Here is a 25,110-nt window from a genome sequence, read left to right on the forward strand (position 1 = left end):
AAGCGCCTAGTCCCCGACGTAGACGCCGCCCCGCTTCTTAGCTATCACATACACCGCGATGCTGAGCAGTGCGACGGCCGTGCCGTAGACCGGAAACATCCAAGAGAGATTGGAGCGCTGAAGCCATAGCAGCAGGAATGGCGTTGTACCGCCGAAAATCGTCGCTCCGGCAGCGTAACCTAAGGCAACGCCGGTTGTCCGAACGGTTCTCGGCATCAAGGTTGTGGCAATGAAATTGTATAGCGCCATGTTGCAGCCGACCAGCGTGCCGCCCACAAGCATGATAGCGGAATAGACCACAATGTTCTTCTCGACGTAGAGCAGCGGCAAGAAGAACGAGGGGATGAGCAGTAGCCGCATCATGACAAAAGCGCGGGAGGGCCGGATCTTATCCGCGAAGGCACCGATCGCTGGCGAGAAAATCATCCAGATAGCCCCCATGAGAGTCACGATGCCGTACACGTAGGTGCTGTTCTCCTTGAAAACGCCGTTAGCGATGTTGGGCAGGCCGAAGTTGTACGTGTAGTTGGCGAGTTGCACGCTTCCGACAACCAGAATTGCCGCGAGCAGCGACAGGCGCGCCTTCCAGAGCGCCCTCCAAACTCCTCCGGTCGTATCCTGAATACGCGAGCCTTCGTCCGCATGATGCATGGCACGGGCAATCAGGGTTTCCGGAAGGTTCTGGCGAAGATAGATGATCAGCAAACCGAGAACGCCACCAACGCCGAACGGAACTCGCCAAGCCCAATCCTTCATGACTTCAGGACTGACGGCAGCGCTCACGAGGAAGGCGACTAAGCTCGCTCCAATTGAGCCTACCATGATAAAAGTACCGTTGATCAAACCGAGGTATCGCCCCTCCTGGCCGGGCGGAGCCAATTCGATCGCGATCGCATTTGCGACGCCAGCCTCTGCGCCGACGGCCAAGCCTTGGACCAATCGGAGAGTGACCAGTATGATCGTGGCGGTGATACCAAGGTCTTTGTAGCTGGGCAGCAGTGCGATCAGGAGCGAAGAAAGCGCCATCGCCGACACGGCGACCATCATCACCGTCTTATGACTGATGCGATCCGCGATGGGACCGAGAATTGCTGCACCGATAGGACGAGCTGCGAAGCCTGCTCCGAAAACTGCGAGCCCTGCGAGCAGAGATACGACTGGATCGGTAGCCGGGAAGAAGTGCGGAGACAGGAACGCCGCCATGAAGCCGTATAGTTGCCAATCATAGAACTCGAGAGCGACGCCGCCGCCAAGGCCAATCGTCATCGACCTTGTTGCAACGGGCTTTTCCAGTTCAATGGCGTTATCGTTGGCGCTATAATCGAAAGCTTGTATAGAGGCTTGCATCGATGCTGCTTCCAGTTGTCAGAATGAATTGAAAACGCTCATTGAAGAGCCGGATGCGAGCCGAGCGGTCATCGAGCGTCGGCGACGTTTGCTATGGCCGGCCGGAGGCGCATTCCGCGCGCCGTACCATCGCTCCTGACAATTTTTAGAAGTTTCCAGCGCGATCAAGGCGCATTCGGAAATCCAAAAAGCATGGGCTGCTGCAGGCCCCTCGCCCAAAGTCATTGTTCCTCTCCCTCTACTCACGCGCTTTGCGCGTCGCGTCGCCTTATTTTTTGTTGGCGGCCCCTTGCAGCGTCTGCTGCACGTCCGCTGTAGGAAATCCGGGAACGGAGTTCGCTCTCACGGTCTTCGAGGGCCGTGCGATCCATTGCCGACCAATCGATGTCCGAGCACACCACGCATATAGCCCAATGTCAATATTGAAATATACCAATATGAAATTGAGACATCCCATCTCTCTTATCGGCGAATAGCGGGACAAAATGCTCGACGCAACGTACAAGGCTCTGATTTTATTGGGCTAAGTCGCGAATTGCTTGAGCGCCGAGCGGGTGTCTGGCTGTCTGAGGTATCACCGGCGCTGCGCACGCCTGTTTCCGGAAAAGTGCTCCCCTTCCAGGCAACGACATGATCGCGTTCGCTCACATCCGCTGGACTAGCACCCGCTCCATCTCAAACGATCGTATGTCTTGCCACGGACGGGCAGTCGCGTCCTCGCGGGCCGCGGTGCTGGTCGGTCGATGGCGTGAGCGGAGTTGCGAAGTCGGCGAGACCGTCTCGGCAAGTACACGTTCGCGAAGCCGATGAACGAGAAGTCAAACTGCGAGCCGGAGGGTACAGATCAGGATGGTGTGCGAGAGTTACTGGGGCCAGCGGGCATATCGTCCATTTCGCGGACAAGACGGGGAGCTCGGCGCTCGAACGCAGGGCAGCCCACTGAAGCGCTTATTGTCCCCGATAGTTCGGCGAACGCTTCTCGAAGAATGCGTCCATCCCTTCCTGCTGATCGGCGGTCGTGAAGGCGACCCGGATGGCTTGGCGCTCGAACTCCAGGCCAGCCTCCAGAGGTGTCTGGTAGGCAGCCAGCACCGCCGCTTTCGCGAGCTCGACCGAACGTGGCGGCTTTTCCGCGATCATACCGGCAATCTCGACCGCCCTCGCCGTCGCCAAACCGGTTGGTACGATGTCCGCAACGAGCCCGGCCAGCAGCGCGGTTTGGGCCGAGATGGGTTGGCCGCTGAGGACCATCAACATCGCCAAAGATTTTCCCGCCACGCGTGTCAGGCGCTGCGTTCCTCCGTCGCCCGGAATGACGCCAATGTTGACCTCCGGTTGTCCGAACCGAGCGCCATCGCCCGCCACAATGATGTCGGCGAGCATTGCGAGTTCGTTCCCGCCCCCGAAGCAAATGCCCTCGACAGCCGCTATGATCGGCTTGACGCAATTCGTGATGTCCCTCCAGTCGTTTCGCCTGGCCGGATTGTTGATGGCATCGAATCCGCGCTGCTGCATCTCCTTGATGTCAGCACCGGCGCAGAAGAACGCCTCGCCGCCCGTAAGAACGATACAACGGATGTCCTCATCGGCGACTGCGGCTCGGCAAGCGCCCGCGATCGCGGCGATGAGCTCGTTGCTCAGTGCGTTGCGCTTCGCGGGTCGATTCATTTTCAACTGTCGCACATGCGGAGACGGCGTTGTCGCGATGACGAGGTCGGAGATGGTCATTTGGCGTACTCGGACTCCGATTGAACTTTTATTTGGGGCCGTACTGAAAGGACCCGCCAGGATCAACCAAAGGCCTTTTTTCTGCGCGCCTCTGCGATGGCCTCAACACTGAACCCGAACGAGGAGAGAATCTCGTCAGTGGCGGCGCCAATCGGCGCCGGATGAATGCGCACCCCGGGCGGAGTTCGCGACAGACGCACTGGAAGGCCGACGAGAGGCACGGTCCCGCGGCCCGGCACGTCTACGTCCCACATGATACCGTTGTGCGCGGTCTGCTCCTGAGCGATCGCGTCGGCAATTTCATTGACGGGCATGCAGAGCAGATCGACTTCCGACAGCTTTCGTACCACTTCTTCCGTCGTGAGCGCCGCAATCGCCTCTTCACAATGTGCCTTGACGACCGAAAGATGCTCAACCTGTCCACTCAGAGTCGAAAGCTCCGGCCGCATGCTGATGTCCGGCAGTCCGAGAGCCTTGCACATGAGGCCCAGCGGGTTATCCCGAAACAACATGACCACGGACACCCAACCATCGAATGTCCTGAAGAAGATCGATTGCTTGATCCAATTGGTCTTCGTGCCGTAGATGCTCTCGCTCGCTATCTCGCAAAGCTGCATCGCGAGCGCCACGTCGTACAGGCAGGTCGAGACGACCTGGCCGCGGCCGGAAGTCTGCCGCTCGATGAGAGCAGCGAGCACTCCCTGTACAAGAGACATGGCCGCGCCGTAGTCGACGATGGGCGAATTGGTCAGGTGAGGCGGGTCGTTCTCTTCCAGCCCGCCGCGCGCCATTCCGCTGAAAGCCTGAGCCAACATATCCTGTCCTGGTCTATCGGCCAGAGGTCCAGTCTCGCCGAAGCCGAAGCCCGCGGCGTACACCAATCCCGGATTGCGGGCGCTCAGTTCGGCGTAGCCTAGGCCCAGGCGCTCCATGACACCCGGCCGGAAGTTATGCAGGAGCACATCGGCCTTATCGACCAACTGAAGCAGAATCTCCTTCGCGACCGGGTTCTTAAGATCCAACGACAGCAGCCGCTTATTGCGCCCCATCGCAGCATAGTAAGAACTCATGCCGCCCACCCGCGTGGCCTCGAAGTCGAGACCGCGGGTGATGTCGCCCTGCGGCCGCTCCACTTTGATGACGTCTGCTCCGAGATCACCCAGAACCTGGCAGGCAAGCGGAACCTGCATCACCATCCCCACTTCCAGCACGACGATGCCATTCAGGGCACCCACCTTGGCGGTGACCGGTCTGCCATTGGGTTGAGCATTCACTGTGGGATCCTCTCTTAGGACGGGTTCTTTGGCATCTTGCTGGCTGTCCGCAACGCTACTGCACATCTCCGAACCAGTCAATAATTAGTGCATCTCAATTACGCATTGATACATCTCAATTTGTATGAAATCAGAATTGCAAGGTGAATGTGACTACCGCCCGAGGCCCCTCTCGCAATGCCCCTCCTACGACATGGATCCCAATCAGATGACTTTGAATTACATCGCCGGTGAATGGACCGCCGCAGCGGATGCTGTACCCAACGTGAATCCCTCAGACACGAACGACATTCTTGGGGACTATGCACATGCCTCGCTCCTCGACACTGAACGAGCCATCGACGCCGCATCCAGAGCGTTTCGCAACTGGTCACGCTCGAGCATCCAAACCAGGCACGACTGCCTGAACGCGATCGCGACTGAGATCCTCTCGCGCAAGGAAGAGCTCGGGCGTCTGCTCTCTCGTGAGGAAGGCAAGACGCTGCTGGAGGGAGTAGGAGAAGTCACGCGTGCCGGACAGATATTCCAGTTCTTCGCCGGTGAATGTCTGCGCCTGGCAGGCGAGAAAGTACCCTCGATCCGCGCCGGCGTGGACATCGAAATTACGCGGGAGCCGTTGGGCGTGATCGGGCTCATCACGCCTTGGAATTTCCCGATCGCAATTCCTGCCTGGAAAATCGCTCCTGCTCTGGCTTACGGAAACACGGTCATATTCAAGCCCGCGGAACTAGTGCCGGGATCGGCGCATAAGTTGGCCGAAATCATCGCACACTCAGGAATCCCCTCAGGAGTATTCAACCTCGTGATGGGGCGTGGCTCGATTATCGGCGAGGCGATGCTGAAAAGTTCTGAGATCGCGGCCATCTCATTCACGGGTTCGGTCGCGACAGGAAAGCACGTCGCCCAAGCATGCACGGCCTCCGATCCAATGAAGAAAGTTCAACTCGAGATGGGCGGCAAGAATCCCATGATCGTGCTGGACGACGCCGAAATCGACGTTGCCGTCGAATGTGCGGTGAACAGCTCCTTCTTCTCGACCGGCCAGCGTTGCACCGCCTCCTCTCGCCTGATCGTAACCGACGGCATCCGCGACGCTTTTGTTGCTGCCATGACGAAACGCATGACATCTCTGGTCGTGGATGACGCATGTAAGGTCGGGACGCATATCGGTCCGGTCGTCGATCAACGCCAACTTGACCAAGATCTACGCTACATCCGCCTTGGTCAGGATGAAGGGGCCAGGCTGGTCACCGGAGGCGAGTTACTGAAACGGGAGACGCCCGGCTTCTACTTGTCTCCCGCGCTCTTCACGGAAGTTGACAACCGAATGCGTATCGCTCGCGAGGAGATCTTCGGGCCGGTGGCGACGGTGATCCGTGCTAAAAACTATGAAGAAGCTCTCGAAATCGCAAACGATACACCGTTCGGGCTGTCGTCCGGCATCTGTACGACAAGCTTGAAATATGCGAGCCATTTCAAGCGCAATGCTCAGGCTGGGATGATCATGGTGAACCTGCCGACAGCGGGCGTTGATTATCACGTACCGTTCGGCGGCAGAAAGGGCTCATCCTCTGGACCGCGCGAGCAAGGGCGCTACGCCGCTGAATTCTATACGACCGTGAAGACGTCCTATTCCTTCGAGGAGACCGCCTGAACCATCGCGATCGCGACAAAGCGATCGGACCGGGATGCGCCCTCGCATTCCGGTTTCAGATGATGGACATATCCGCTTCGTGGCTGACCTCAAGCGCACCGGCCAACTGCCGCAAGGCCCATTCGAGCTCTTCGAGCCGGTCCGGAACGCCAATAGAGATCCGCAAACCGGAGATCAGCGTCGGATCGACCAGGAGAGCGGACGTGGGTGTGGTGATCACGCCACGCTGCAGCGCCCGTGCGGAGACTTGTTCGACGGATCCGCTGGGAAGATCGAGCCAGACATGGAAGCTTGTCGGGTGACCGGCACGGACGTACGGGCGCAGAATCTGCGAGGCAAGCTTGACCCGCTTTTTCGCTTCCTGGATCAGGGACTGACGAACCTTCGCTGCCGTGCCGTTTTCGATCCACTCCGAAGCGATCATGGAGGAGATCGGAGAAGCCATCCAGCAAGTCGCCCGCATGGCCTGATGAATGCGAGGAATGTATTGCTCCGGGACGATCAGCATGCCGAGCCTGAGGCCGGGGGCGAGGCATTTGGATAGCGTATTGACGTAGAATGTCCGCTCCGGCGCCAGAGACGCAAGCGGAACGCTAGCCTGGTCGAGAAAGCCATAGGCATCATCTTCGATGATAAGGATATCGTGCTTGCGCGCGATCCGAACGATCTCCTGCCGACGCGCTGGCCCCATGATCGCGGCGGTCGAGCTCTGCACGGTCGGCATCGTAAACAGCACGCGCGCGGCGCCGGATGCTGCTGCCTTCTCGAATGCGTCCGGAACGAGACCCTCCTCATCCATAGGAAGCCCGACGAGATCGAGCCTCGCGAAATGAGCGTAGGACTTCATGCCGTGATAGGTGGTTGCCTCGACGAATACCTTGTCTCCGGGCTGGCAGATAGCGCTCAGAGTAAGAGAGATACCGTGCAGCGCGCCGTTGGTGATAACAAGATTATCAGGCGACGTCTCGAAGCCGGTCTCGCGCAACAACCGGGCAAATTGAATGCGGTGGTCTAGAACGCCTGATTGCGAAAGGTAGCCGACGTAATCCGAAATTTCGTTCGGAAAGGTCCAAGTGCTGCCGGCAAGGACCTTCGGCAGGATAGAAGGACCCGGTATGTTCAGACTGAGGTCGACGACCCGCCCGCGCGACTGAGAGTTTTGTCGTTGTTCCGCGACGAACGTCCCTCGGCCTACGTGACCAATCAGCAAACTCCTTCGTTGCCCCTCCGCATATGCCTTGATCACGGTACCCACGCTGAGACCGAGACGCTCGGCCAAGTCGCGTTGCGTCGGAAGCTTCGTCCCGCTCGCAAGGCTCCCCGACGAAATGTCCTTTTCGATCGCCTCAAGCAGACGGAGAAAGGCTGGGGCCTTGCCGGGTTGTATTTCGGGGTACCATTTTTGCATTATAGTCTGTCATCCTAGGGCACTTCGACGTCGCAAGGCCAGCCCGCAATCCGGATTTGGACGAGAAACCATTGATTTTCAACAGGTTTGCGACAACCGGCCCACCGGCGCATCCCGATTGAAGTGGCAGGCACGTCCGATCGCCCCACCATACCCCCTACAAGACCTTAACCGAAACGAGTTCGGTCTTTTCGTCGGCGATCATCCGATTGCGCAGCGGGCGACCGAACGCCTCAGCTTCCACCTCGAAGATGTCGCCGCTCTGCGGTATCACTCCCGAAGCGAAACTCAAGACGCTCGCGCCGAAGAAGTGCACATGGACATCGCCGGGACGACGGAACTGATGATATTTGAAGTGATGATGCTCCAGGTTGCCTATCGAGTGGGACATGTTCTCCTCCCCAGAGACGAATCGCCCGGACCAAACTGTCGAGCCAGACCGCTTCACGCGGACGCTACCATTCACTTCATTCGGCAGCGGACCGAGTAGGACCTCAGGGCCGTACGAGCACTGCCGCAACTTCGAATGGGCAAGATAGAGGTAGTTGCGCTGCTCCATGACGTGATCGGAATACTCGTTGCCGAGACTGAAGCCGACGCGCAACACCTCTCCTTGATCTCCGATGATGTAGAGGCCCACGATCTCCGCTTCGTCTCCACCATCTTCAGCCCACGACGGCAGTCCTAACGCATGTTCAGGAGGCACCGCCCATGATCCGTCGCCCTTGTACGCCCACTCGGGCTGTACCCCGATGGTGCCGGAGCTCGGCTTGCCGCCATCAAGGCCGAGCTTGAACATCCGCATCGTATCGGAGAGATCGGTCGCAGCCAATTTCGCGTGCATGGCATCCCGCGACTCGGCGCTTCCGAGATGGGTAAGGCCCGTCACCGAAATGAGGCAGCGGGAAGGCTCCACATGATCGAGCGGCAGCAACAATCTCTGATCGGCGATCAGTGCATCGTAGTCGACTTCTCCATCAAACCCGCGTGCCAAAACAAGATGCTCCAAAGACGCACTCCCGCGCGCGGCTTCGAGAGCGAGTTCGCGGACGCTCGCTGCATTCCTGACCACAAGCGGCGGGGCGCCATTCTCAAGGATGGCGCCCACCTGCCGACGTCCCTCAGCAGTCTTAAATTGAATCAACCTCATGACCGGGCTCCTAGACATCGGACGGCTGCAGGCGGCCGCTAAGGATGAGCAGCGCCTCGAACAGGTAGTAGCTGCCGAAGATAAGTTCGGCGTTGTTGATGAAATCCTCGCGGCGGGAATCTTCTCTTTTGTTGAAGCAGCCCTCCACCAACATGCCGACGGGCCTTCTGTCTTCAGGGCGCACCGGCGTCAGAAAGCCGCCCACTAGCGCGGCCGCTGCCTTCTCCGCAGCGTCTCGGTATTTCCGACGCTGACCCTCGGACGGCACGATTGAGCTCAATTTCAGCAAAGTCGATGTCATGAACGCGGTAGCAGCAGTGTCACGCTCGGTGTTGGGAGCCGCCGGATCGTCAAAATCCCAGTACGAAACGCCGTCGGCGGGGGCGTGGTCGATCCACCAATCCGCTCCCTTCACCGCCGCGGCAAGGAAGCCTTCGTCAATGCCGCCCGAAAGGCAACTAATCGTGGCTCCCAAGACGCCCCATGCCTGTGCCCTCGCCCAGACGCTGTTCGCGCTGTAACCCTTATGAGTGTAGCGCTCCAGAAGTTCTCCGGTTTTCGGGTCCAGTTTTGAGGATTGGATGAAGGCGCCGTCCTCGCGTTGATGAAGCGCGAGCACCCTTGCTGTGTGACGCTTAGCAATATCCTTGGTCTCAAGGTCACCGGATTGCTGCGCCGCCCAGAACAGCAACAGGGAAACTACGAGGCTGTCGATGCTGCTCGCGGTCTGGCCGACGTGCGAGCCCTCTTCTGCCTTGGCTCCCAAGGGAACCAAACCGAGCGACGGATTGAAACGTCGCTTGAGGTCGGACGCCGCGGCGAGCCCCAATGCGCGAGCTGACTCGCTTCCCGCAAGCAGGGAACCCAGTCCTGCACCGTAATAGAAAGTCGCCCCTTTGAAGGCCGTATCGTCGGTAATTCGCGGAGCCAGGCGCGCGCAAACCGTCTCAGCTAGACGGCGATATCGCGCCCCGCCCTCCTCCCGGGAAACCAGCCATAGCATCCCGAGCCAATAACCACCCGTCCAGTCACCATTTTCGGTCGTCCGCCATATCCCGGTATGGGGATCGGCCCAGTGCGGGAAACCCTCGTTTACTTGCCTGATCGTCCCCTCGATGCGTTCTCTCATCAGGTTGACGGCCTCATCCCAGCTTCTTTGCATTTGCGTCCTCTTGATTGTCTGCCCAGGCCTTAAGGGAGCCCACACGGCAATCCCACCTTGCACAATGTCTTGCGCTAGTTCAATCACAATTGAGATAGCCCATCGCGTTGGCGACGGGAAATTTCGCTAGCAACGATTTTGAGAGACCCGTCCGTTGAGGCTTGTCCGGCGCACGAACGCCCGCCTCACCAAGCGGCAAGAGGGGATGTTTAGGCGTTGAGGTTGATCGGCAGTCCGCCCCTCGACAGTGTTCGTCCATCTTGCGGCTGATGGCACCGACCTCAATTCTTAGAAATCGGCATAGACTCGGCAGGACATGCTTGGGCTCCGCAGTGTTGAGACGGGATCAAGTTGGATGAAGAGGCGGCCGACTGCGGTAATTTTCCTAGAGACAGCTCAAGAGTAGTCTTTGGCCCAGCTGCGGATCGGTATGGCCACGGTTGTGCGAACGCACTCCGTGCCGCTCCTGCCTCTTTGTATCGATCGTGCAGTTCGGGAGTTCGCAGGACGTAGCAAGCCCGAGCTGCGCTTGGCGATGCACTAGACCCGTCTCGATCAGATCCAGGATGGCGCATACGCATGCCAGCAACGCTTTTTGAGTCAAAACGGAAGGCGGAAGGCCAAGAGACTGCAACTTTCTAATTCGCATGTCTCTGGCGCATTCGTTCATCGCGCAGAGATGGGTGATGGCGCAGCTTCATCATGACTACAACAGGTTGTCGGATTTGCGCCCGTTTGTCCCGCTTGCGACAGCTCCCAAATGGAAATTGGCCATCGAAATCAGTACTGCTCTTTTGGCACTCTATTTGAAACGAACAAGCTATCCGGCCGAAATGATCCAGGTGAGTGTTGCAATGAGCTTTCCAAATTTGACCAAACGAGCAAATACCCTAGGAACCGATAAGGGGGATGAAATTGGCGACGCCCATGGCTACACCAGCTTCTACTCTTTTTTGTTCGAGGAATTCCGGCACGAACCCTTCACGATGGTCGAGATTGGATTGCAGCACGGGAACGGTTCTCTCGATCCTAATATAATGGTCGGTCGCAAGGTTGACGATATTCCATCTATCAAGATGTGGTTGGAGTTCTTTCCCAACGCCGAGATCGTCGGCTGCGACATCGCAGATTTCAGCGCCTTCAAAATGGATCGCTTCCGCTTCGAACGCCTTGATATGGGCGATGCTGTAGCCCTGGAACACCTTGCGAATTCGCTCCCTCCAGTAAAGATCATTATCGATGATGCTTCACACGCTGCTTATCATCAGCAGCTTGCTCTAGCGAAGCTGTTTCCGATCGTCGAGCCGGGAGGGTTCTACTTTATCGAGGATCTCCACACCACGCACGGGATTGCCTCACAGCTCCCGCCCTGCGATTCAACCGAGACAGTCGTGGAGAAATTCACTCAGACCCGTCAGCTTGACATCCCGTTCCTATCCGGAATCGAACGCAGAACTCTCGAGACAACGATCAGGAAGATGTTCGTTCATCGCAACGATAAGGGAGGCGTCAACCGCTGGACTATGAAAATGGTCGGATTTGAGAAGCATTGAAAGCTCAACTGAGCTTTTCCGACGATCAAGTAGCGATCTGGTGTTAGCACAGGGTGTGGTAACAAACTCTCAACCGAACGAAGCCCGACCTGGCATTTCGACCAATCGCTACCGTCTCGCCCACCGATCGCGTCTGGCCTGTGGAGGGCATCACGGCGGCTGTCACACATTTGGGTGACGGGCTTCGCTCCTTGCGACGAGCCGGGGCAACGGCAGCAGAGGAATGAACCCGAAATCCGCGACATGCTGCGGCTGTCTGCTGCTGACTTGCTCCCACTTGTATTGACTTCAATCGTGCACTGCTCGCCCGGCATCTACGATCGGACTCCCGTGGTAGAGGCTGGGCGCCAATCCGGAAACGCTTATCGAGACGAGTTACGGCATGAACAGTAACCGAAGTCGAACACAAGCAAAGCGTGCCAAGAGATGGAATCGACTGTGAAAAGCGCCTGCTTCCAGGCTCTCCGCGTCCAGCTCGATTTTCAGCTCATGTCGCGCAAATAGGAAGACATTATGCGCATTTGCGGTATCAAGCTGTCGCATGACGGAGCAGTTGCTCTGATTCAGGACGACCGGCTTATTTTTTGCGTCGAGCAGGAGAAGCGCAACAATAATCCGCGATATCAAACGATCGACAACCTTGATGCGATTGTCGATGCCTTGGCGGAGCATGGTCTGGATCCAAAGGAAGTTGACAAGTTTGTAGTCGATGGTTGGGCGGGAAGAGTGAAGTCGCAGTTCCGGGTCTTCAGCGGCACTGCACCCGTCACTCTAAAAGGCGGGCCGTATGTCGAGTGTCGTCCAGAAGGACTTCTCACCTCGCGGGACGCCGTTGGCCTGAGGCTCAACGGCAGAGATTTTCCTTATAGAAGCTTTCCGCATGTCGCTAGCCATGTGGCGTCGGCATACTGTACCAGCCCCTTCGCCAAAGTTGGAGAGCCTGCATTTTGCCTCGTCTGGGACGGCGGCACCTTTCCACGTCTCTATTATGTAGATCGCAGAAGCGCCCGATTCATCGAATGCCTATTCCCGATGGTTGGGCACGTCTATGCCGTCGCGGGGCTTCACTTTGGCCCGTATAGGCAGATCAAGCGCTCAAACTGGGACCTGGGTGACCCTGGCGAAGTGGACCCTGGTGGTGCCGGCAAGCTCAACCTGGGTGTTGCCGGCAAATTAATGGCCTATATCGCGCTCGGGTCTGTCGACGAAGAAATCATCAAGATCTTTCAAGACGTCTACCAGGAGCGCTTTGCGGCCGATACGACGCTTGCCAGCTTTCGGACCGACATCGAGAGTATGGAATCGGCGCTGTCTAATTTGCATGATTTTTTTGACGCGAGCGCGCAACACTTGGCGACCGCACGTCCCCAAGATGTGCTCGCATCTTTTCATTGCTTCCTCGAACGTCTGCTCGTCCGCGAATTAGCCATTGCTTTGCAGCGGCATTCGCACTTGACGGCGCATTTGTGCATAGCCGGGGGCTGCGGCCTCAATATCAAGTGGAACAGCGCATTACGTGCGACAGGCCTGTTCGATACCGTCTGGGTGCCCCCGTTCCCGAATGACAGCGGCTCGGCAATCGGAGCAGCGTGCTGCGCAATGGCGGCCGACAACGGCTTTGGGCCGCTGGAATGGTCGGTATATAGCGGTCCAATGCTACAAAAGAGCGACGTGCCACCCGACTGGGAAGCCTCGCCGTGTAGTATGCATGAACTTGCGACCATGCTCACCCGCAACAAGCCCGTCGTTTTCCTTGCCGGCCGCGCCGAACTGGGACCTCGGGCATTGGGTAGCAGAAGCATTCTCGCGGCCGCGACCTCATCCCAAATGAAGGATCATCTGAACGATATCAAGCTTCGCGAGCACTTCCGGCCGGTGGCGCCGATATGTCTTGAGGATCGCGCGCCTGATATTTTCAACCCGGGAACGCCGGACCCCCACATGTTGTTCGATCACGAGACGCGCGCAGAATGGCGAGACAAAATCCCTGCTGTTGTACATCTCGATGGGTCAGCTCGACTGCAGACAGTTTGCAGAAACTCTCAGCACCGGGTCGCCGAACTTCTCGTCGAATACGAAAAGCTCACGGGCATTCCGCTGCTTTGCAATACGAGTGCCAACCACAACGGACGTGGATTCTTCCCGCATGTGGCGGCCTCCTGCGAGTGGGGACGTGTAGAGCACGTGTGGTCTGACGGCGTCTTGTGGACGAAAACTGCGTAAGCGAGATGCCGGTCCAGCTCGCTACGGCATCTTTCGACGACGTAAGCGGGAGGAGATTAGTTGAACTCCTTTGCATTTTTGGCTCACTATGTTGGTAGGATAGGACGTCGACTTGGACGGACAACCCGTATTCTCTCCACCTGCGCAAGTGTCTCGTGGCCGCAATTGAGGGCGGGACGTCCCGTAATCAGGCAGCCGAGCAGTCTGGGGCGATCAGTACAGCCAAAGGCTGGATGCGGTGGGTCGATGAGATCGGCAACGTTAGCCGGCTCAAATGGGCGGTCATACAACAAAGCCGGCTTCGGACAACCACGCAGTCTGACTGTCGCTGTGACTCAAGATCGAGATTTCGGTATACGCCGTCTCGTTGCCTGGCTCTGCCGGTCGCAGCCAAAATGATGACGCCAGCGGCGCGGGACGTCGTCCTCGCAGGGATGCAGGAGATTGGGCTGAGCAACAAATGACTCGGTCTTAGAGTTTCACGGCCGTTCGGAAGGACGTCTCTTCATCCCGGGCACGTGGAGTGAGTCTTGCCAATGCTCCGCTTTGCGAAGCTGCTTTCGCAATTGATACAATCGATAACTCTGCCCCAAGCGTGCGCTGCCTCCGCAGGTCTATTGACGCCGCAAGAGTCAACGCTCTGTACGCTCGACTATTCCCAGATAGGCTTGACCGCACCGATCGCCCGCCGATCATTGCCAGCAACACGCCTTGATCAATCAATGATGTCGGTAGCTGATTCCGGCCAAGTACTGAGGCAGGCCTTGCACGAGCACGGCCGCGCTGGATTTGTTCACGCCCTCGCAAGTAAGCCGCACGCAAGCTAGCCGTAGACTGCGCTAACGGCGACACCATCTGGTTGGCTTTGTGCTGTTCGCACTAACTCGTCGCAGTCAGGACACGAGTGTCGGGATACAGACAACAAACCTCATCCCGCCAGGGAAAACACTCCACGAACTTTCAGTCCCATTGCTCCGGTGGCGTGTCCGCCGAGCTCGCAACCGTTGGTACGATGATTGCTTAAGGCGAGCCAGCCCCGTTTAGACCAGATGCGTCGGCCCGTTTGCGGGCAACGAGGCAGTTCTACCAAGAGGAAACGTGAATGTCCGGTGTCGCGGGTGCGTTTTTATGTCCGCCAAGAATTTCCAGTGCGACCGTCTACGAACGTCTCGAACACATTGTTTCGAAACTGACACTTCGTGGACAGGCCGGCGTCGGAATTGCTGCGTTCATGTACAAGCGTGGCATTCGATATGCGACAGCGCTTCCTTCATTGCGCGCCTCAGTGCGTATAGAGCCCATTGAACAGGACTCGAGTTTTCGCCCACATGTCGCAATTGCCCAGATCCATGCCCGACCCGGCAACCTTCGCCTAATTAGAAGCAATGTCAACGTCAGCCACCATTTAGCAATCTCTCTGGATGGAGCTTTAGTCAATGCCGCAGAACTCCGAGGAGAATTGTTTGGTCAAGGGCAACCGTTAGTTCCTGATAGCGACGCTGAGATCCTGCTCCAATGGATTGAACGTTCCTGTGAACAAACGTATTGGCGCCACGGCCTCCCCACCAATTACGAAGCCGTCTTTCGCGAGCTTGATGGGCGTATTGATGGCGCCATTAGCGCGCTCGTTCTGGACCACGAAGGAAACCTTGTCGCATACCGCAGTCAAAGCGGTCTGCGCCCTTTGGAGACCATGCGAACAAGTGACGGGTATTTGCTATTTGCCTCCGAAAATTCCGCATTTACTGCTTTTGAAGGTACGACGCAGCAACTCTCGCCCGGCCACATACAGTATGTAGACGGTCAAACCGGACGCAGCAAGGATCATTCCGTAAGCACTGGGCGATACACGGCCAAACTCTGCGTATACGAAACCCTCTATTTGGGACGTTCAGACACGACGATCCAAGGCCAGTCACATTTCAAAACCCGCTACAACATCGGCGTCGCCTTGGGCGGACCTGTTTCGCAGCGACTGCAAACAAAATCATACTCAACGCCTATAATCGTGTCCTCCATGCCGCGTACGGGGGGCCCGTACGCGGACGGGCTGTTTGCATCGCTCGCTGGACACAACGTTTTCGCCGAACGTCGCGAAGTCATTGCAACGCGATTTGTTGAACGAACCCTTATCGGCACGCTGGAGGAACGACAGTCTCGCATTGCTCAAAAGTACCGAGTGTCGGAGCCTAACCTCTCTAGAAAAACAATAATAATGGTCGACGAGGCTCTCATTCGCGGCGATACGAGCCGAGCCGTTACGCGAATGCTCCTTGCCGCTGGAGCCACGGCCGTACATTGGGCAATCGGTTCGCCACCAATCGTAGCTCCGAACTACTACGGCATCGGTATCGACACACTAGAAGAGCTCGTATTTTGGCAGACATGGAAGCGCCTGCCGCCTGAAAAGCGCGCGCAAAGCCTCCGCTTTCACCGGATGAAGCCCGAAGTTCTGAGAAGCATCGAGGATTGTATGGCGGCATCCATCAACGCAGCCACGCTGTCCTATCTGCCCTTCCACCTCCTGGTATCGTTACTAGCCCACAGATTGGAGGGCTTCGATTTGTCTCCCTTTACATTCAAGATGCCTACTCCTGCGGGACAGCAACGAGCAGACAGGAATTTGCGAGCATTGGTCGGCAGCTGTCTGAACTCAATCGAGCGAGAGGTTGAATAGTGAAACCAGTCCTCGCTTTCGATTGGAATGGAACATTGCTAGATGATGCCTCCGCGCTGCTCCAAACCACCAACGCTATTCTCGCCCACTTTGGCCATGCAACGATCGACATGGCCACGCTTCGGGAACACTGCGACGTTCCGTTGTCTATTCTTTATCGTAGTCTCGGGATGTCGCAGCAAGAGATTGCGGCTGTGGGCCGCAATGGGAGTGCTGTCTTTCATGACACCTACGAACCTCTTGCGGAAAAGGCCGCTCTGCGCGAAGGCGCGCGCAGAATGTTGGAGCTAGCGCACCGCGAAGCCGCTCTACCCATAATCGTGAGCAATCATATAGTTGCCCCCCTTCGGGCCCAATTGATAAGACTCGGGATCAGCGACTACATCAAGGATGTGCTGGCTTTTGAAAGTCGCGCCACTCAGTACAAATCCATGAGCAAGGGAGAACGACTTCGTTTGTACCTGCAGAAGAACAGACTAGACCCTGGCTGTACCTTCATCATCGGCGACATGCCCGTCGAAATGGACATTGCACGCGATCTCGGGCTGAAGAGCATATCCATTACAGGAGGATTTGTTTCGGACGCGCGCTTGCGCGCGGCGCGTCCAGACTACACGATTACCAATTATCATGAATTGTTACCCATCTTACAAAGTCACGGGTTTTTTCAGGGTGAATCATGATTGGCGAAGAACCACCACCGAACGCCGGCGCTAGAACGGCGAAGCAAAAAGTCGGGCTTGTCGGGGTCGGGCGTATGGGCACCGGAATTGGGCTGAGCCTATTGCGTCGGCACGTCGAGTTGCATATCAAAGCCAACAAGAATCGTGCCGGTGCGGATCGCTTGGCCAGCGCGGGTGCCCGTGAACATTCCTCCATCGCTGAGTTGGCGCGGCAGGTAAGTGCTGTGGTGTTGTCTTTGCCGTCGAGCCGCGAAGTTGAGAAAGTGTGCCTTGCGCAAGATGGGCTTTTTGTTCATATGTCTCGAGGCGATTTGATAATTGACTGCACCACCTCCTATCCTGCTTCGACAATCGCTCTAGCCCAGCAGGCTCAAAAAGGTGGCCTGCACTTCATAGACGCCCCAGTAACTCGCAGCCCCGAGCAAGCGGAGTTTGGCCTTCTCAACGCGATCGTTGGATCGACTGACGCTGTTTTTCCGGTTGCTGAAGGCATTCTCAGTGCATTTTGTGAGAGCGTATTCCATGTCGGAGATGTTGGACAAGGTCACAAGCTCAAGCTTGTTTATAACAGCATGACGATGGGAATAGCGGCGGTAGCAGGAGAGGTCTGCCAATTCGCAAATGGTCTCGACATCGATCTTGTGACGCTTCGCTCTTTGGTTAGTCGTGGCTCCACCAATAGCGGAATATTCCAAGCCTTCGCTGCCTTCTTGTTGGGCGAGAAACCGGATGTACTGGCGATCTCCATCGCGAATGCTGCAAAGGATATTGAGTGTGCAGTACGCCTAGCAAACGAAAGTTCAGTTTCGGTGCCAGTCCTGTCTGCTGCTGCCGCCAGCTTAAATGCTGCGGTCTCGGACGGAAAAGCCGAACTGACGTTACCTCATTTGTCTCACAGATAAACTCTTAGACCTCTGGGGCCCGAGGCAAGGTCGCTGTCCATATGCTTCTGGTTGGAGGCTGGCGAGAGTACATTCAAGACGCCGTCTCGTAGCGATTGGCGCGCCGGCGCGATCGCGTCTTTGTAAAGCAAGCCTCTCCTTTTTGCGAAGGATTGCGCGGCATCGCCCGCCCTGTAGAGCAATCCTGGGCGACTATTTCATCTTCGGATCTGGCCGTCATTGTATCACCGCCCGGCGGCCGCGTCTCTGTGGCCTTTCTTAAGAATGACTCACCGGCGGGCGTAGGGCCTGAGTTGCCCGCCGCGCTTAGTATCGAAAACGATCCGTTCCCGCTCGGATCAACGCTAGTCTACACTAGATCGAAAATCGTCTATAGAAGGGGTACAATTCCGAATTGAGCAGATCGGATAACACCGTGAAGGCTAAACTTGTCTCCAGGCTCGCCACCGCTGTTTCGACAGCAGTCAATGGCTCGCCGCCGCGGATCTACGCTCCTTCCTTGCGAAGCCTGCCAGAAGGATCGTTGCTTGTGATGGCAACGTTGCCTGTCATTGACTGGAACGACTGCCTTTTGCGAGACTTGCGAGCCCTGTCCGACAAAGGATGCGTTCACGTTTATGCGGCGATGGTCATGATAGACCCTTTCGCCTGCTGGGAAGATTTTCGGGACTTATTGAAAGGTGCGGGAATTTCCGGAGTGGTTAATTTCCCACCTGCATCGATCATTGAGTGGCCGCCGGTTGGCATGCCATTAAGTCCAGGCCGGGAGATCGAACTTCGGCGTATGGAATGGTTCGCAAGCCTAAACTTCAAAACGATGTTCGCTGCTACTACGGAATCCGAAATTACGGTGGCCGAGAGGCGACTAAGTTCCAGTCTGCAAGGTATATTGCATGTGCGGGAAGAGGATCTTGCGATGAGGATTGAGGACGAGATGGAATTGGTCAGCGGTGGCCAACAGGAATTATCGACACCACAATTCTCGCTCTCGGGTGCGACGAGTTCGAAAGAAACTGGACGCAAAAAGCGAGAATAGGCTACTCTAAGATCCGCAATTTCTTCATCTTGTTGTAAAGTGTCTTTCTCGAAAGTCCTAGAAAATCCGCAGTCTTTCCGCGATGCAGCCTGTTTCTTTTCAGGCCATCGATGATCCACTCGCGCTCCGAGAACGCCGATGTCGGCTTGGGGTGTACTCCACTACTCAATAACGGCTTGAGTACCTCCGCGACTATGTGAGCATCTTTCTGTGCGACAAGTTGATTGACGATCTGGCGCAATTCTCTCAAGTTTCCGGGCCAATGATGCCCTGCCAGCGCTAAGAACGCAGATTTTTCTATCGCCAAAATCTGAGCGTTCGAATCCCCCTTGGCCTCTACGGTAAAATGCTGAATGAGCTGCGGAAGGTCCTCCAGCCGGTTCGGCAAAGCGGGAAGCTCTATGTCTAACCCAACAAAGAGTGAAAGAAGGCGTCGAGATAGAACACTCTCCAAGCCGGCTCCGCGAGCTACAGTCGCGGTTGCAACAATGCGGGCATTCGATCTTAGAACGGATACGCCGTCCAGGGGCGTGAAACTACCCGTCTCGAGATAGTCGGCCAGGCGCTCTTGCCCATCCGAGGTCAACTGATCGACATGCATCAGCAAAACCGTAGAATTGCTCGCGGCTTCCAGAAGCGATAGTTGTCGTTTCCTGTTCGCATGGCCCTCGGAACCCAACAGCGCACCAATCGTATCGATCGCCGGACCGCGGCGACACTGAAACAGCGCCGGCTTCGTGCGCTTTCGGTCGCTGAAGGCATGAATGAGGCTGGCTATGCGTCGCTTGCCTGATCCCGCTTCGCCCCACACCAGCACAGGATTGGTGTTACCAGCCAAGCGCCTTGCAGTCTCTAGCACACGCTTCATGCTCGAGGACTGTGCAACGATGCCGTGGGTGAAGCCGCTCAACTGAAGCTGGCGCTCGAGCAGATCAACTTTCTCGCGCAGCAAGTGGATGGTCTTGAACCCGGAGGTAACCTCAAGGACCGACATCTCCAGTGGGACGCGATCGAGCGATGAGCCGCCGATGAATCCCTTAACACCCGTTTCTCGACATATGTCCAGCAATTCATCCGGCTTCGTAATCGGTCCGCCGCCAAGCAAACAGATCACGCCCTTGTCGATAGATTGAGCCGCGCGCACGACCGCGCTTGTCCGCGCAGCCAGCTCCGATAGGCTAATGGATGGGTCGGTCCCGCCTTCGTACTCCCGATTGAGATTGAAGTTGATGCAGATCGCCTCAGCTCCCGCTTCAACCATACGTCGTGCTTCGGACTGAGTGCGGGTGTAGGCGACCGTCATGAGGCCACGTCTTGCCGCCTTCACCAGAAGTTCGATTTCCCGCTCATAGCCGAGCCCACACTTCTCGAGAAGTGCTCTTCTGACGTCATCGATATGGATAATGGAAGGGAAGTTGGTTACGCCGGAAAAGCCCCAGCCGATGATGCGATCGAGAAAGCGGTCGATATCGAGCTGCGGATCGAAGGTACAGGCGCCGAAAAACACCGGCAATTTCGTGCTCGGGAGGATCTCGGTTCGACCAAAACTAGCTACGAACTCGTTCGTGTTTCGTATCGGAAGAATTGAGGCGGGCGAAGAGCCGCCCATCGCGCGAAAACGGCCAGCATTGAGCGCGAGCACGAAGTCTGCGCCTGCGCGTTCGGCGGCCCTGGCGGTCATGCCCGACCCTATTCCTGCTCCAAGCACAAACGAGCGGGAATTCCGGAAGAACTGCCTGATGCCGGCTCCCTTCACCTCAGCCGTCCGAGTATCGATCCTGAGCCGGCCTCATTGCACGGCTGACGTCAAGACTAGCTCCAAGTCGCAGGCGCTTGCAACCGCCGTACCGCCTTTCCATTGCTCATGAACAGGTGGCAATCGGCTGGAGCAGCTGAGAGAGTGAGCTTTCCGGCGCGATTGCGCGAGCCGGATTGTGGCGCCCTGGCAACGACGGTTTCATGTCCAGCACCACCGTAGATGTACGTGACGTTACCGAGATGCTCAACGAAATCCACCTCGAGCCCAATAGAGATCTCTTGCTGCCTGGGTGCCGGCGAGCAGAAGTCATCCGGGCGAATTCCAACGGTGACCGGCTTGCCAACCAGGCCTTGGTCTGGCTTGACCGGAACGAAGATTGTAGAACCGGCCTCCAGTCGCACGTCTAGGCCATTTTCGTGAGCTGCCTCGACCTTGCCGTCCAGGAAGTTCATCTTCGGGGAGCCGATGAATCCCGCCACAAAGCGCGAGGCCGGATTGTGATAAAGATCGTGGGGGCTGCCGACCTGTTCGATGTTGCCGTCCCTGAGGACGACGATCTTGTCGGCCATGGTCATCGCCTCGACCTGGTCATGCGTCACATAGATCATGGTATTTCCGAGCTGGTTGTGGAGCTTGGCGATCTGAACACGCATTTGCACGCGCAACTCGGTGTCCAAGTTGGACAGGGGCTCATCAAACAGGAACACTTTTGGTTCTCGCATGATGGCGCGCCCGATTGCGACGCGCTGGCGTTGCCCTCCTGAAAGTTGTCGAGGCTTGCGCTCCAATAGATGGTCGATCTGCAATAGCGATGCTGTTTTGGCTATCTTCGCGGCGATCTCGGCTTTCGCGGCTTTGGCCATGCGCAGGGGAAAGGCCAGGTTCTCTTTCACCGTCATATGCGGATAGAGAGCGTAGCTTTGAAAGACCATGCCGAGGTTGCGATCGGCCGCATCGATGTCATTGACGAGCTCATTGTCGATGAGGAGCCGCCCACCGCTGATGGGCTCGAGCCCGCCAATCATGCGCAGAAGCGTCGATTTGCCCGACCCGGACGGACCAACGAAGACGACAAATTCGCCGTGATCGATAGTCAGGTCGATGTTACGCAGGATCTCGATTGTCCCAAACGTCTTCTTGAGGCCCTCCAGGCGAACGTCGGCCATTATGCCCTCCTCTGTCGCGGTTGAGCCGCGCGAGCAGCACTTACCTCGATCTCGCGCAAGCTCGATACGATGAAGTCGGGAGCCATCAAGGATGGATCCTGACGCGTTGGCACGCCGGTTGTAACAAGCACGGTGGCAAGACCCGCCCTCTTTCCGGCTTGAATATCAGTAGGAACTTGATCTCCGATCATGATGGTCGACCCGCGTTTCGTACCGAGGCGCGAGAGCGCTGTCTCGATCATCGGCACTTGCGGCTTTCCAACGATCGAAGGCTGCACTTGCGTAGCAGCGGCCACAGCTGCAATGGTCGCACCAGCGCCAGGTTCGAACCCGCTGGCCGTCGGCAGCAGAAGATCGGGATTGGTTCCTATGAACACCGCTCCATTGAGGATTGACTCAACCGCGATTCGCAGCTTCTCATGCGTGATATCCCGGTCAAGCCCCATCACAACGGCTTCAGGCGCTCGGTCAGTGACCTCCAGCCCAACATCCCGCATGGCCGTCACAAGCGAGGGAGCTCCGATGACATAGATTCGTGTTAGGTGCGGATAATTGGTTCGAACGAGGCCTGCGGCGGTGATAGCGCTTGTAACGACCTGAGACGGTGCGATCGAAAGACCAGATCCTCTCAGCCTGCCGACGACGTCCTCCGGGGTATGCGTTGAATTGTTCGTCGCAAAGCAGAATGGCACGCCTGCTTTCTGCCATCTCGTAAAGGCTTCTATGGCATCCGCTATTGCGGTGCCGCCACGATAAACGACGCCATCCAGATCGGAAATAATCCCTTCAATCGGCGGCCAGTTGATATTAGAGCTGACGCTAACCATTCATCAGCATCCCACCGTTCACATGGACAATCTGCCCGGTCATGTAGGAAGCTGCGGGGCTGGCCAGGAACACCGCAAACCCTGCTATATCTTCCGGCAGTCCGACCCGGCCCAGCGGAATTCGGCCACTATGGCGCGCTTCGGTTTCCTCCCGCGGACGCCCGTGCATGGGTGTATCGATAATCCCGGGAGCAATCGCGTTGACGTTGATCTTGAACGGAGCACATTCATAAGCGAGCAGCTTTGTCACATCGTGCACGATGGCTTTTGACAAGCAATAGTCGGCGCCGCCAGCCTGGTAGTTGAAAACAGCACCTTGAGATGACAACGAGGACCCGACATTGACGATGCGGCCGCCCTTGCTCTTCATGAAGCGCTCAATCGCCAGCTTCGCGCAACGAAGCACTGCGACGGAATTGATCTGGATGGTTTTTTCGATTCGATCGGCATTTCCGGTCAGAAGCGCCTGAGCCGATTTTATGCCGGCGTTGTTGATCAGGACATCGAGCCTGCCGAAGCGCTTGGCGATCTCATCAAGCACCCTGCCGACATCATCTTCTCGTGACACATCCATGCTCATTGGTAGGATGCCATTGCCGTGCGGCAAACGAGTCAGAATGACTCGCAAGTTTTCCAAATTCGCGTCGGTTGCCAGGACGTTCGCACCGCCTTGACGGAAAGCATTAGCTATGGCTGAGCCAATGCCTCCACCTGCACCGGTCACAAGCACGGTCCTGTCTGCAACTGAGAACTGTTCGGTCATTCCAACTCCAAGATCGATTGAGAATTCAGAAATTCGTCGACGGCCCAACTGCTAGGCATCGATCTTTGGGCGCCGCGTCGCGTCACACATAAGGCGGCAACCGCGAGCGCCTTTTTGATCGCTTCTCGTATCGGCAACCGATGAGCAAGAGAGGCTGCGAAAGCTCCATTAAAAGCATCTCCCGCGGCGGTCGTATCAACGACCTTCACAGGAAATGCCCGGAGCGCGAAAGTCGCGCTGGCATCGGCGTAGTAGGCTCCCTGCGCACCTAGCGTGATCAGCGCTGCTTTCGGCCCGAGATCGAGAAGCTTTCCAGCCGCATGAGCGGCGCCGTCGAAGTCATGCACCTCGACGCCGGTGAGTTCGAAAGCTTCCGTCTGGTTTGGTGTGACGAAATCGACACTCCTCCACGCCGCGGGCGACAGGCCCGCCCTCACGGGGGCCGGATTGAAAATGAGATCGAATTCCTTGACGCTCTTCAACGCAAAAAGGTGATTGAGCGCGGGGACCGGCATGCCCATTTCGGCAACGACGATTGCGTCCCGCTCAATGAATTCGGCCGCCTTCTCGACCATGCTCGGAGTGACATTTGCATTGGCGCCCGGGTCTATGACAATCATGTTGGAGCCGTCGTCGCCGACGAGGACAAGAGCAGAACCGGATATCTCCCCCGGGCATACCTCAATGGCATCAAGGCGGACACCTGCCTCACGCAGCGCTTGCAGCAACGATCGGCCAGCATCATCATCGCCAAGCCGGGTGTAGAAGCTCGGCCGAAGCCCCAATCGAGCGGCGGCGACTGCCTGGTTTGCGCCCTTGCCTCCCGCATTCTGCTTTAAGCTTCCCATCAGGCTTTCACCCGCCGTTGGAAGCCGCTCGACGTTGAAGCAGAGGTCAAGATTGGTCGTTCCGAAGAACATCAATGGTCTGGGGCTCATTTCACGGCCCCGAAGGTAAGGCCACGTTCGAGATGACGCTGGCCAAGGATAATCAGGACGACCGGCACAATCATGGTCACCACCAAACCCGCAGCCATGACCGGATAGAACTGAACGCCTGGATTAAGCAGCTTGAGCAGGGCGACGGTGACCGGCGCTTTCGTCGAACTGAGGATCAGGCCGAGAGCGAAATTGTGCCAGGCAAGCAAGAAAATGAGCAATGAAGCGCCAATTAGGCCGGGCTTTAGAAGCGGAAGAACGATGTGCCAGACTACACGGAACGGCTTTGCACCATCCATGGCCGCCGCCTCCTCAATGTCCTTTGGGATGTCCTCGATATATGATCGGCTTAGCCAGATGATCATTGGCAGCGTGACGACCTGATAAACCCAGATCATGCCGAAATAGGTGTCATAAAGGCCAACTGTTTGGAACACGCTGAACAGTGGTATGACGACAAGGAGAGCCGGCGCGAAGCGGAAGCCCAGAATGAAGAACGCGATGTCCTCCTTCCTAGGGATATCACGCCTTGCCAAGACGTAGCCTGCGGGCACGCCGGCGATCAGCGATACGAGCACCGCGCCAAGCGATATCACGACGCTATTGGCAACCGGCGTCAGGAAATCAACCTTGATGGTGCCGTAGCTTGTCGCCCCGGCCTGAGCAGCATCGAACAAAACGCGGAAGTTTTCAAATGTTGGAGTGAAGACAAAGCGCGGCGGCCAGGTCATGACCTCGGCCTGATGCTTCAGCGACATCATCACGATCCAGACCAGCGGAAATGTCAGGATGAGCGTACAGACAACAACCAGTCCATTAAGGAACACGCTTGCTGGCGTTGAGCGATTGAAGCGCATTGC

The 25,110-nt window shown here is 57.1% G+C and carries 19 protein-coding genes; 7 read left to right on the top strand and 12 right to left on the bottom strand.

The window, feature by feature from the left end:
- Nucleotides 1–6: 6 nt before the first annotated feature.
- From XH81_RS30825 to XH81_RS30835, 3 genes are all read right to left on the bottom strand, one after another.
- Nucleotides 7–1,347 carry an MFS transporter gene (locus tag XH81_RS30825; protein WP_271596552.1) on the bottom strand — a complete coding sequence of 447 codons (1,341 nt, stop codon included), beginning with the start codon at nucleotides 1,345–1,347 and terminating at the stop codon, nucleotides 7–9.
- Nucleotides 1,348–2,295: 948 nt separating this feature from the next.
- Nucleotides 2,296–3,075 (bottom strand): enoyl-CoA hydratase-related protein, encoded by a 780-nt coding sequence (locus XH81_RS30830; protein WP_271596553.1) that lies wholly within the window; start codon nucleotides 3,073–3,075, stop codon nucleotides 2,296–2,298.
- A gap of 62 nt (nucleotides 3,076–3,137) precedes the next feature.
- Nucleotides 3,138–4,349, bottom strand: coding sequence for a CaiB/BaiF CoA transferase family protein (locus XH81_RS30835; protein WP_271596554.1), 1,212 nt, complete (start codon nucleotides 4,347–4,349; stop codon nucleotides 3,138–3,140).
- A 208-nt stretch (nucleotides 4,350–4,557) separates the two neighbouring features.
- On the opposite strand from XH81_RS30835, the gene XH81_RS30840 reads away from it, so the two are divergent.
- On the top strand, nucleotides 4,558–6,003 hold the full coding sequence (locus tag XH81_RS30840) for an aldehyde dehydrogenase family protein (protein WP_271596555.1): 1,446 nt from the start codon (nucleotides 4,558–4,560) through the stop codon (nucleotides 6,001–6,003).
- 55 nt (nucleotides 6,004–6,058) lie between these two features.
- On the opposite strand, the gene XH81_RS30845 is transcribed toward XH81_RS30840, so the two are convergent.
- From XH81_RS30845 to XH81_RS30855, 3 genes are all read right to left on the bottom strand, one after another.
- Nucleotides 6,059–7,411, bottom strand: coding sequence for an aminotransferase-like domain-containing protein (locus XH81_RS30845; protein ID WP_271596556.1), 1,353 nt, complete (start codon nucleotides 7,409–7,411; stop codon nucleotides 6,059–6,061).
- A gap of 157 nt (nucleotides 7,412–7,568) precedes the next feature.
- Nucleotides 7,569–8,561, bottom strand: a complete 993-nt coding sequence (gene araD1 / locus XH81_RS30850; RefSeq protein ID WP_271596557.1) for an AraD1 family protein — start codon at nucleotides 8,559–8,561, stop codon at nucleotides 7,569–7,571.
- Between the two features lie 10 nt (nucleotides 8,562–8,571).
- Nucleotides 8,572–9,723: a hypothetical protein gene (locus XH81_RS30855; protein WP_271596558.1), complete on the bottom strand. Its 1,152-nt coding sequence runs from the start codon at nucleotides 9,721–9,723 to the stop codon at nucleotides 8,572–8,574.
- Between the two features lie 686 nt (nucleotides 9,724–10,409).
- Between XH81_RS30855 and XH81_RS30860 the strand changes: the two genes are divergently transcribed.
- The 6 genes from XH81_RS30860 to XH81_RS30885 all read left to right on the top strand — a co-directional run bounded on the left by XH81_RS30860 (nucleotide 10,410) and on the right by XH81_RS30885 (nucleotide 18,797).
- Complete coding sequence (locus tag XH81_RS30860) at nucleotides 10,410–11,276, top strand: hypothetical protein (protein WP_271596559.1); 867 nt, start codon at nucleotides 10,410–10,412, stop codon at nucleotides 11,274–11,276.
- Nucleotides 11,277–11,789: 513 nt separating this feature from the next.
- The gene (gene nodU / locus XH81_RS30865; protein ID WP_271596560.1) at nucleotides 11,790–13,499 is read left to right on the top strand and encodes a nodulation protein NodU; all 1,710 of its coding nucleotides are present in this window, start codon (nucleotides 11,790–11,792) and stop codon (nucleotides 13,497–13,499) included.
- A gap of 1,102 nt (nucleotides 13,500–14,601) precedes the next feature.
- Nucleotides 14,602–16,176, top strand: coding sequence for a hypothetical protein (locus XH81_RS30870; RefSeq protein ID WP_271596561.1), 1,575 nt, complete (start codon nucleotides 14,602–14,604; stop codon nucleotides 16,174–16,176).
- Nucleotides 16,176–16,859, top strand: coding sequence for an HAD family hydrolase (locus tag XH81_RS30875; protein ID WP_271596562.1), 684 nt, complete (start codon nucleotides 16,176–16,178; stop codon nucleotides 16,857–16,859). The genes XH81_RS30870 and XH81_RS30875 overlap by 1 nt, the downstream gene beginning before the upstream one ends.
- Nucleotides 16,856–17,761 (top strand): NAD(P)-dependent oxidoreductase, encoded by a 906-nt coding sequence (locus XH81_RS30880; protein WP_271596563.1) that lies wholly within the window; start codon nucleotides 16,856–16,858, stop codon nucleotides 17,759–17,761. Before XH81_RS30875 ends, XH81_RS30880 begins: the two co-directional genes overlap by 4 nt.
- A 415-nt stretch (nucleotides 17,762–18,176) precedes the next feature.
- A complete protein-coding gene (locus XH81_RS30885; RefSeq protein WP_271596564.1) occupies nucleotides 18,177–18,797 on the top strand; it encodes a hypothetical protein in 621 nt (206 codons plus the stop codon).
- A 1-nt stretch (nucleotide 18,798) separates the two neighbouring features.
- Here the strand turns inward: XH81_RS30885 and XH81_RS30890 are convergent, their stop codons facing one another.
- The 6 genes from XH81_RS30890 to XH81_RS30915 all read right to left on the bottom strand — a co-directional run bounded on the left by XH81_RS30890 (nucleotide 18,799) and on the right by XH81_RS30915 (nucleotide 25,107).
- Complete coding sequence (locus XH81_RS30890) at nucleotides 18,799–20,478, bottom strand: phosphoenolpyruvate hydrolase family protein (protein WP_271596565.1); 1,680 nt, start codon at nucleotides 20,476–20,478, stop codon at nucleotides 18,799–18,801.
- Between the two features lie 131 nt (nucleotides 20,479–20,609).
- A complete protein-coding gene (locus XH81_RS30895; RefSeq protein ID WP_271596566.1) occupies nucleotides 20,610–21,722 on the bottom strand; it encodes an ABC transporter ATP-binding protein in 1,113 nt (370 codons plus the stop codon).
- Entirely contained in the window at nucleotides 21,722–22,549 is an 828-nt protein-coding gene (locus tag XH81_RS30900; protein ID WP_271596567.1) for an HAD-IIA family hydrolase, read from the bottom strand. Before XH81_RS30900 ends, XH81_RS30895 begins: the two co-directional genes overlap by 1 nt.
- A complete protein-coding gene (locus tag XH81_RS30905; protein ID WP_271596568.1) occupies nucleotides 22,542–23,312 on the bottom strand; it encodes an SDR family NAD(P)-dependent oxidoreductase in 771 nt (256 codons plus the stop codon). Before XH81_RS30905 ends, XH81_RS30900 begins: the two co-directional genes overlap by 8 nt.
- Entirely contained in the window at nucleotides 23,309–24,250 is a 942-nt protein-coding gene (locus XH81_RS30910; RefSeq protein WP_271596569.1) for a ribokinase, read from the bottom strand. The genes XH81_RS30905 and XH81_RS30910 overlap by 4 nt, the downstream gene beginning before the upstream one ends.
- Complete coding sequence (locus XH81_RS30915) at nucleotides 24,247–25,107, bottom strand: carbohydrate ABC transporter permease (protein WP_271596570.1); 861 nt, start codon at nucleotides 25,105–25,107, stop codon at nucleotides 24,247–24,249. The genes XH81_RS30910 and XH81_RS30915 overlap by 4 nt, the downstream gene beginning before the upstream one ends.
- Nucleotides 25,108–25,110 lie beyond the last annotated feature (3 nt).

The organism is Bradyrhizobium sp. CCBAU 25360 (assembly GCF_028128695.1).
In the GTDB taxonomy this organism is placed as follows: domain Bacteria; phylum Pseudomonadota; class Alphaproteobacteria; order Rhizobiales; family Xanthobacteraceae; genus Bradyrhizobium; species Bradyrhizobium ottawaense.

Excerpts from the sequence above, each read along its gene's own strand:
- XH81_RS30825 (WP_271596552.1), bottom strand. The coding sequence starts at position 1,347 with ATGCAAGCCTCTATACAAGCTTTCGATTATAGCGCCAACGATAACGCC.
- XH81_RS30830 (WP_271596553.1), bottom strand. The coding sequence starts at position 3,075 with ATGACCATCTCCGACCTCGTCATCGCGACAACGCCGTCTCCGCATGTG.
- XH81_RS30840 (WP_271596555.1), top strand. The coding sequence starts at position 4,558 with ATGACTTTGAATTACATCGCCGGTGAATGGACCGCCGCAGCGGATGCT.
- XH81_RS30845 (WP_271596556.1), bottom strand. The coding sequence starts at position 7,411 with ATGCAAAAATGGTACCCCGAAATACAACCCGGCAAGGCCCCAGCCTTT.
- araD1 (WP_271596557.1), bottom strand. The coding sequence starts at position 8,561 with ATGAGGTTGATTCAATTTAAGACTGCTGAGGGACGTCGGCAGGTGGGC.
- XH81_RS30855 (WP_271596558.1), bottom strand. The coding sequence starts at position 9,723 with ATGCAAAGAAGCTGGGATGAGGCCGTCAACCTGATGAGAGAACGCATC.
- XH81_RS30860 (WP_271596559.1), top strand. The coding sequence starts at position 10,410 with ATGGCGCAGCTTCATCATGACTACAACAGGTTGTCGGATTTGCGCCCG.
- nodU (WP_271596560.1), top strand. The coding sequence starts at position 11,790 with ATGCGCATTTGCGGTATCAAGCTGTCGCATGACGGAGCAGTTGCTCTG.
- XH81_RS30870 (WP_271596561.1), top strand. The coding sequence starts at position 14,602 with ATGTCCGGTGTCGCGGGTGCGTTTTTATGTCCGCCAAGAATTTCCAGT.
- XH81_RS30880 (WP_271596563.1), top strand. The coding sequence starts at position 16,856 with ATGATTGGCGAAGAACCACCACCGAACGCCGGCGCTAGAACGGCGAAG.
- XH81_RS30890 (WP_271596565.1), bottom strand. The coding sequence starts at position 20,478 with ATGACCGCCAGGGCCGCCGAACGCGCAGGCGCAGACTTCGTGCTCGCG.
- XH81_RS30895 (WP_271596566.1), bottom strand. The coding sequence starts at position 21,722 with ATGGCCGACGTTCGCCTGGAGGGCCTCAAGAAGACGTTTGGGACAATC.
- XH81_RS30900 (WP_271596567.1), bottom strand. The coding sequence starts at position 22,549 with ATGGTTAGCGTCAGCTCTAATATCAACTGGCCGCCGATTGAAGGGATT.
- XH81_RS30905 (WP_271596568.1), bottom strand. The coding sequence starts at position 23,312 with ATGACCGAACAGTTCTCAGTTGCAGACAGGACCGTGCTTGTGACCGGT.
- XH81_RS30910 (WP_271596569.1), bottom strand. The coding sequence starts at position 24,250 with ATGAGCCCCAGACCATTGATGTTCTTCGGAACGACCAATCTTGACCTC.
- XH81_RS30915 (WP_271596570.1), bottom strand. The coding sequence starts at position 25,107 with ATGCGCTTCAATCGCTCAACGCCAGCAAGCGTGTTCCTTAATGGACTG.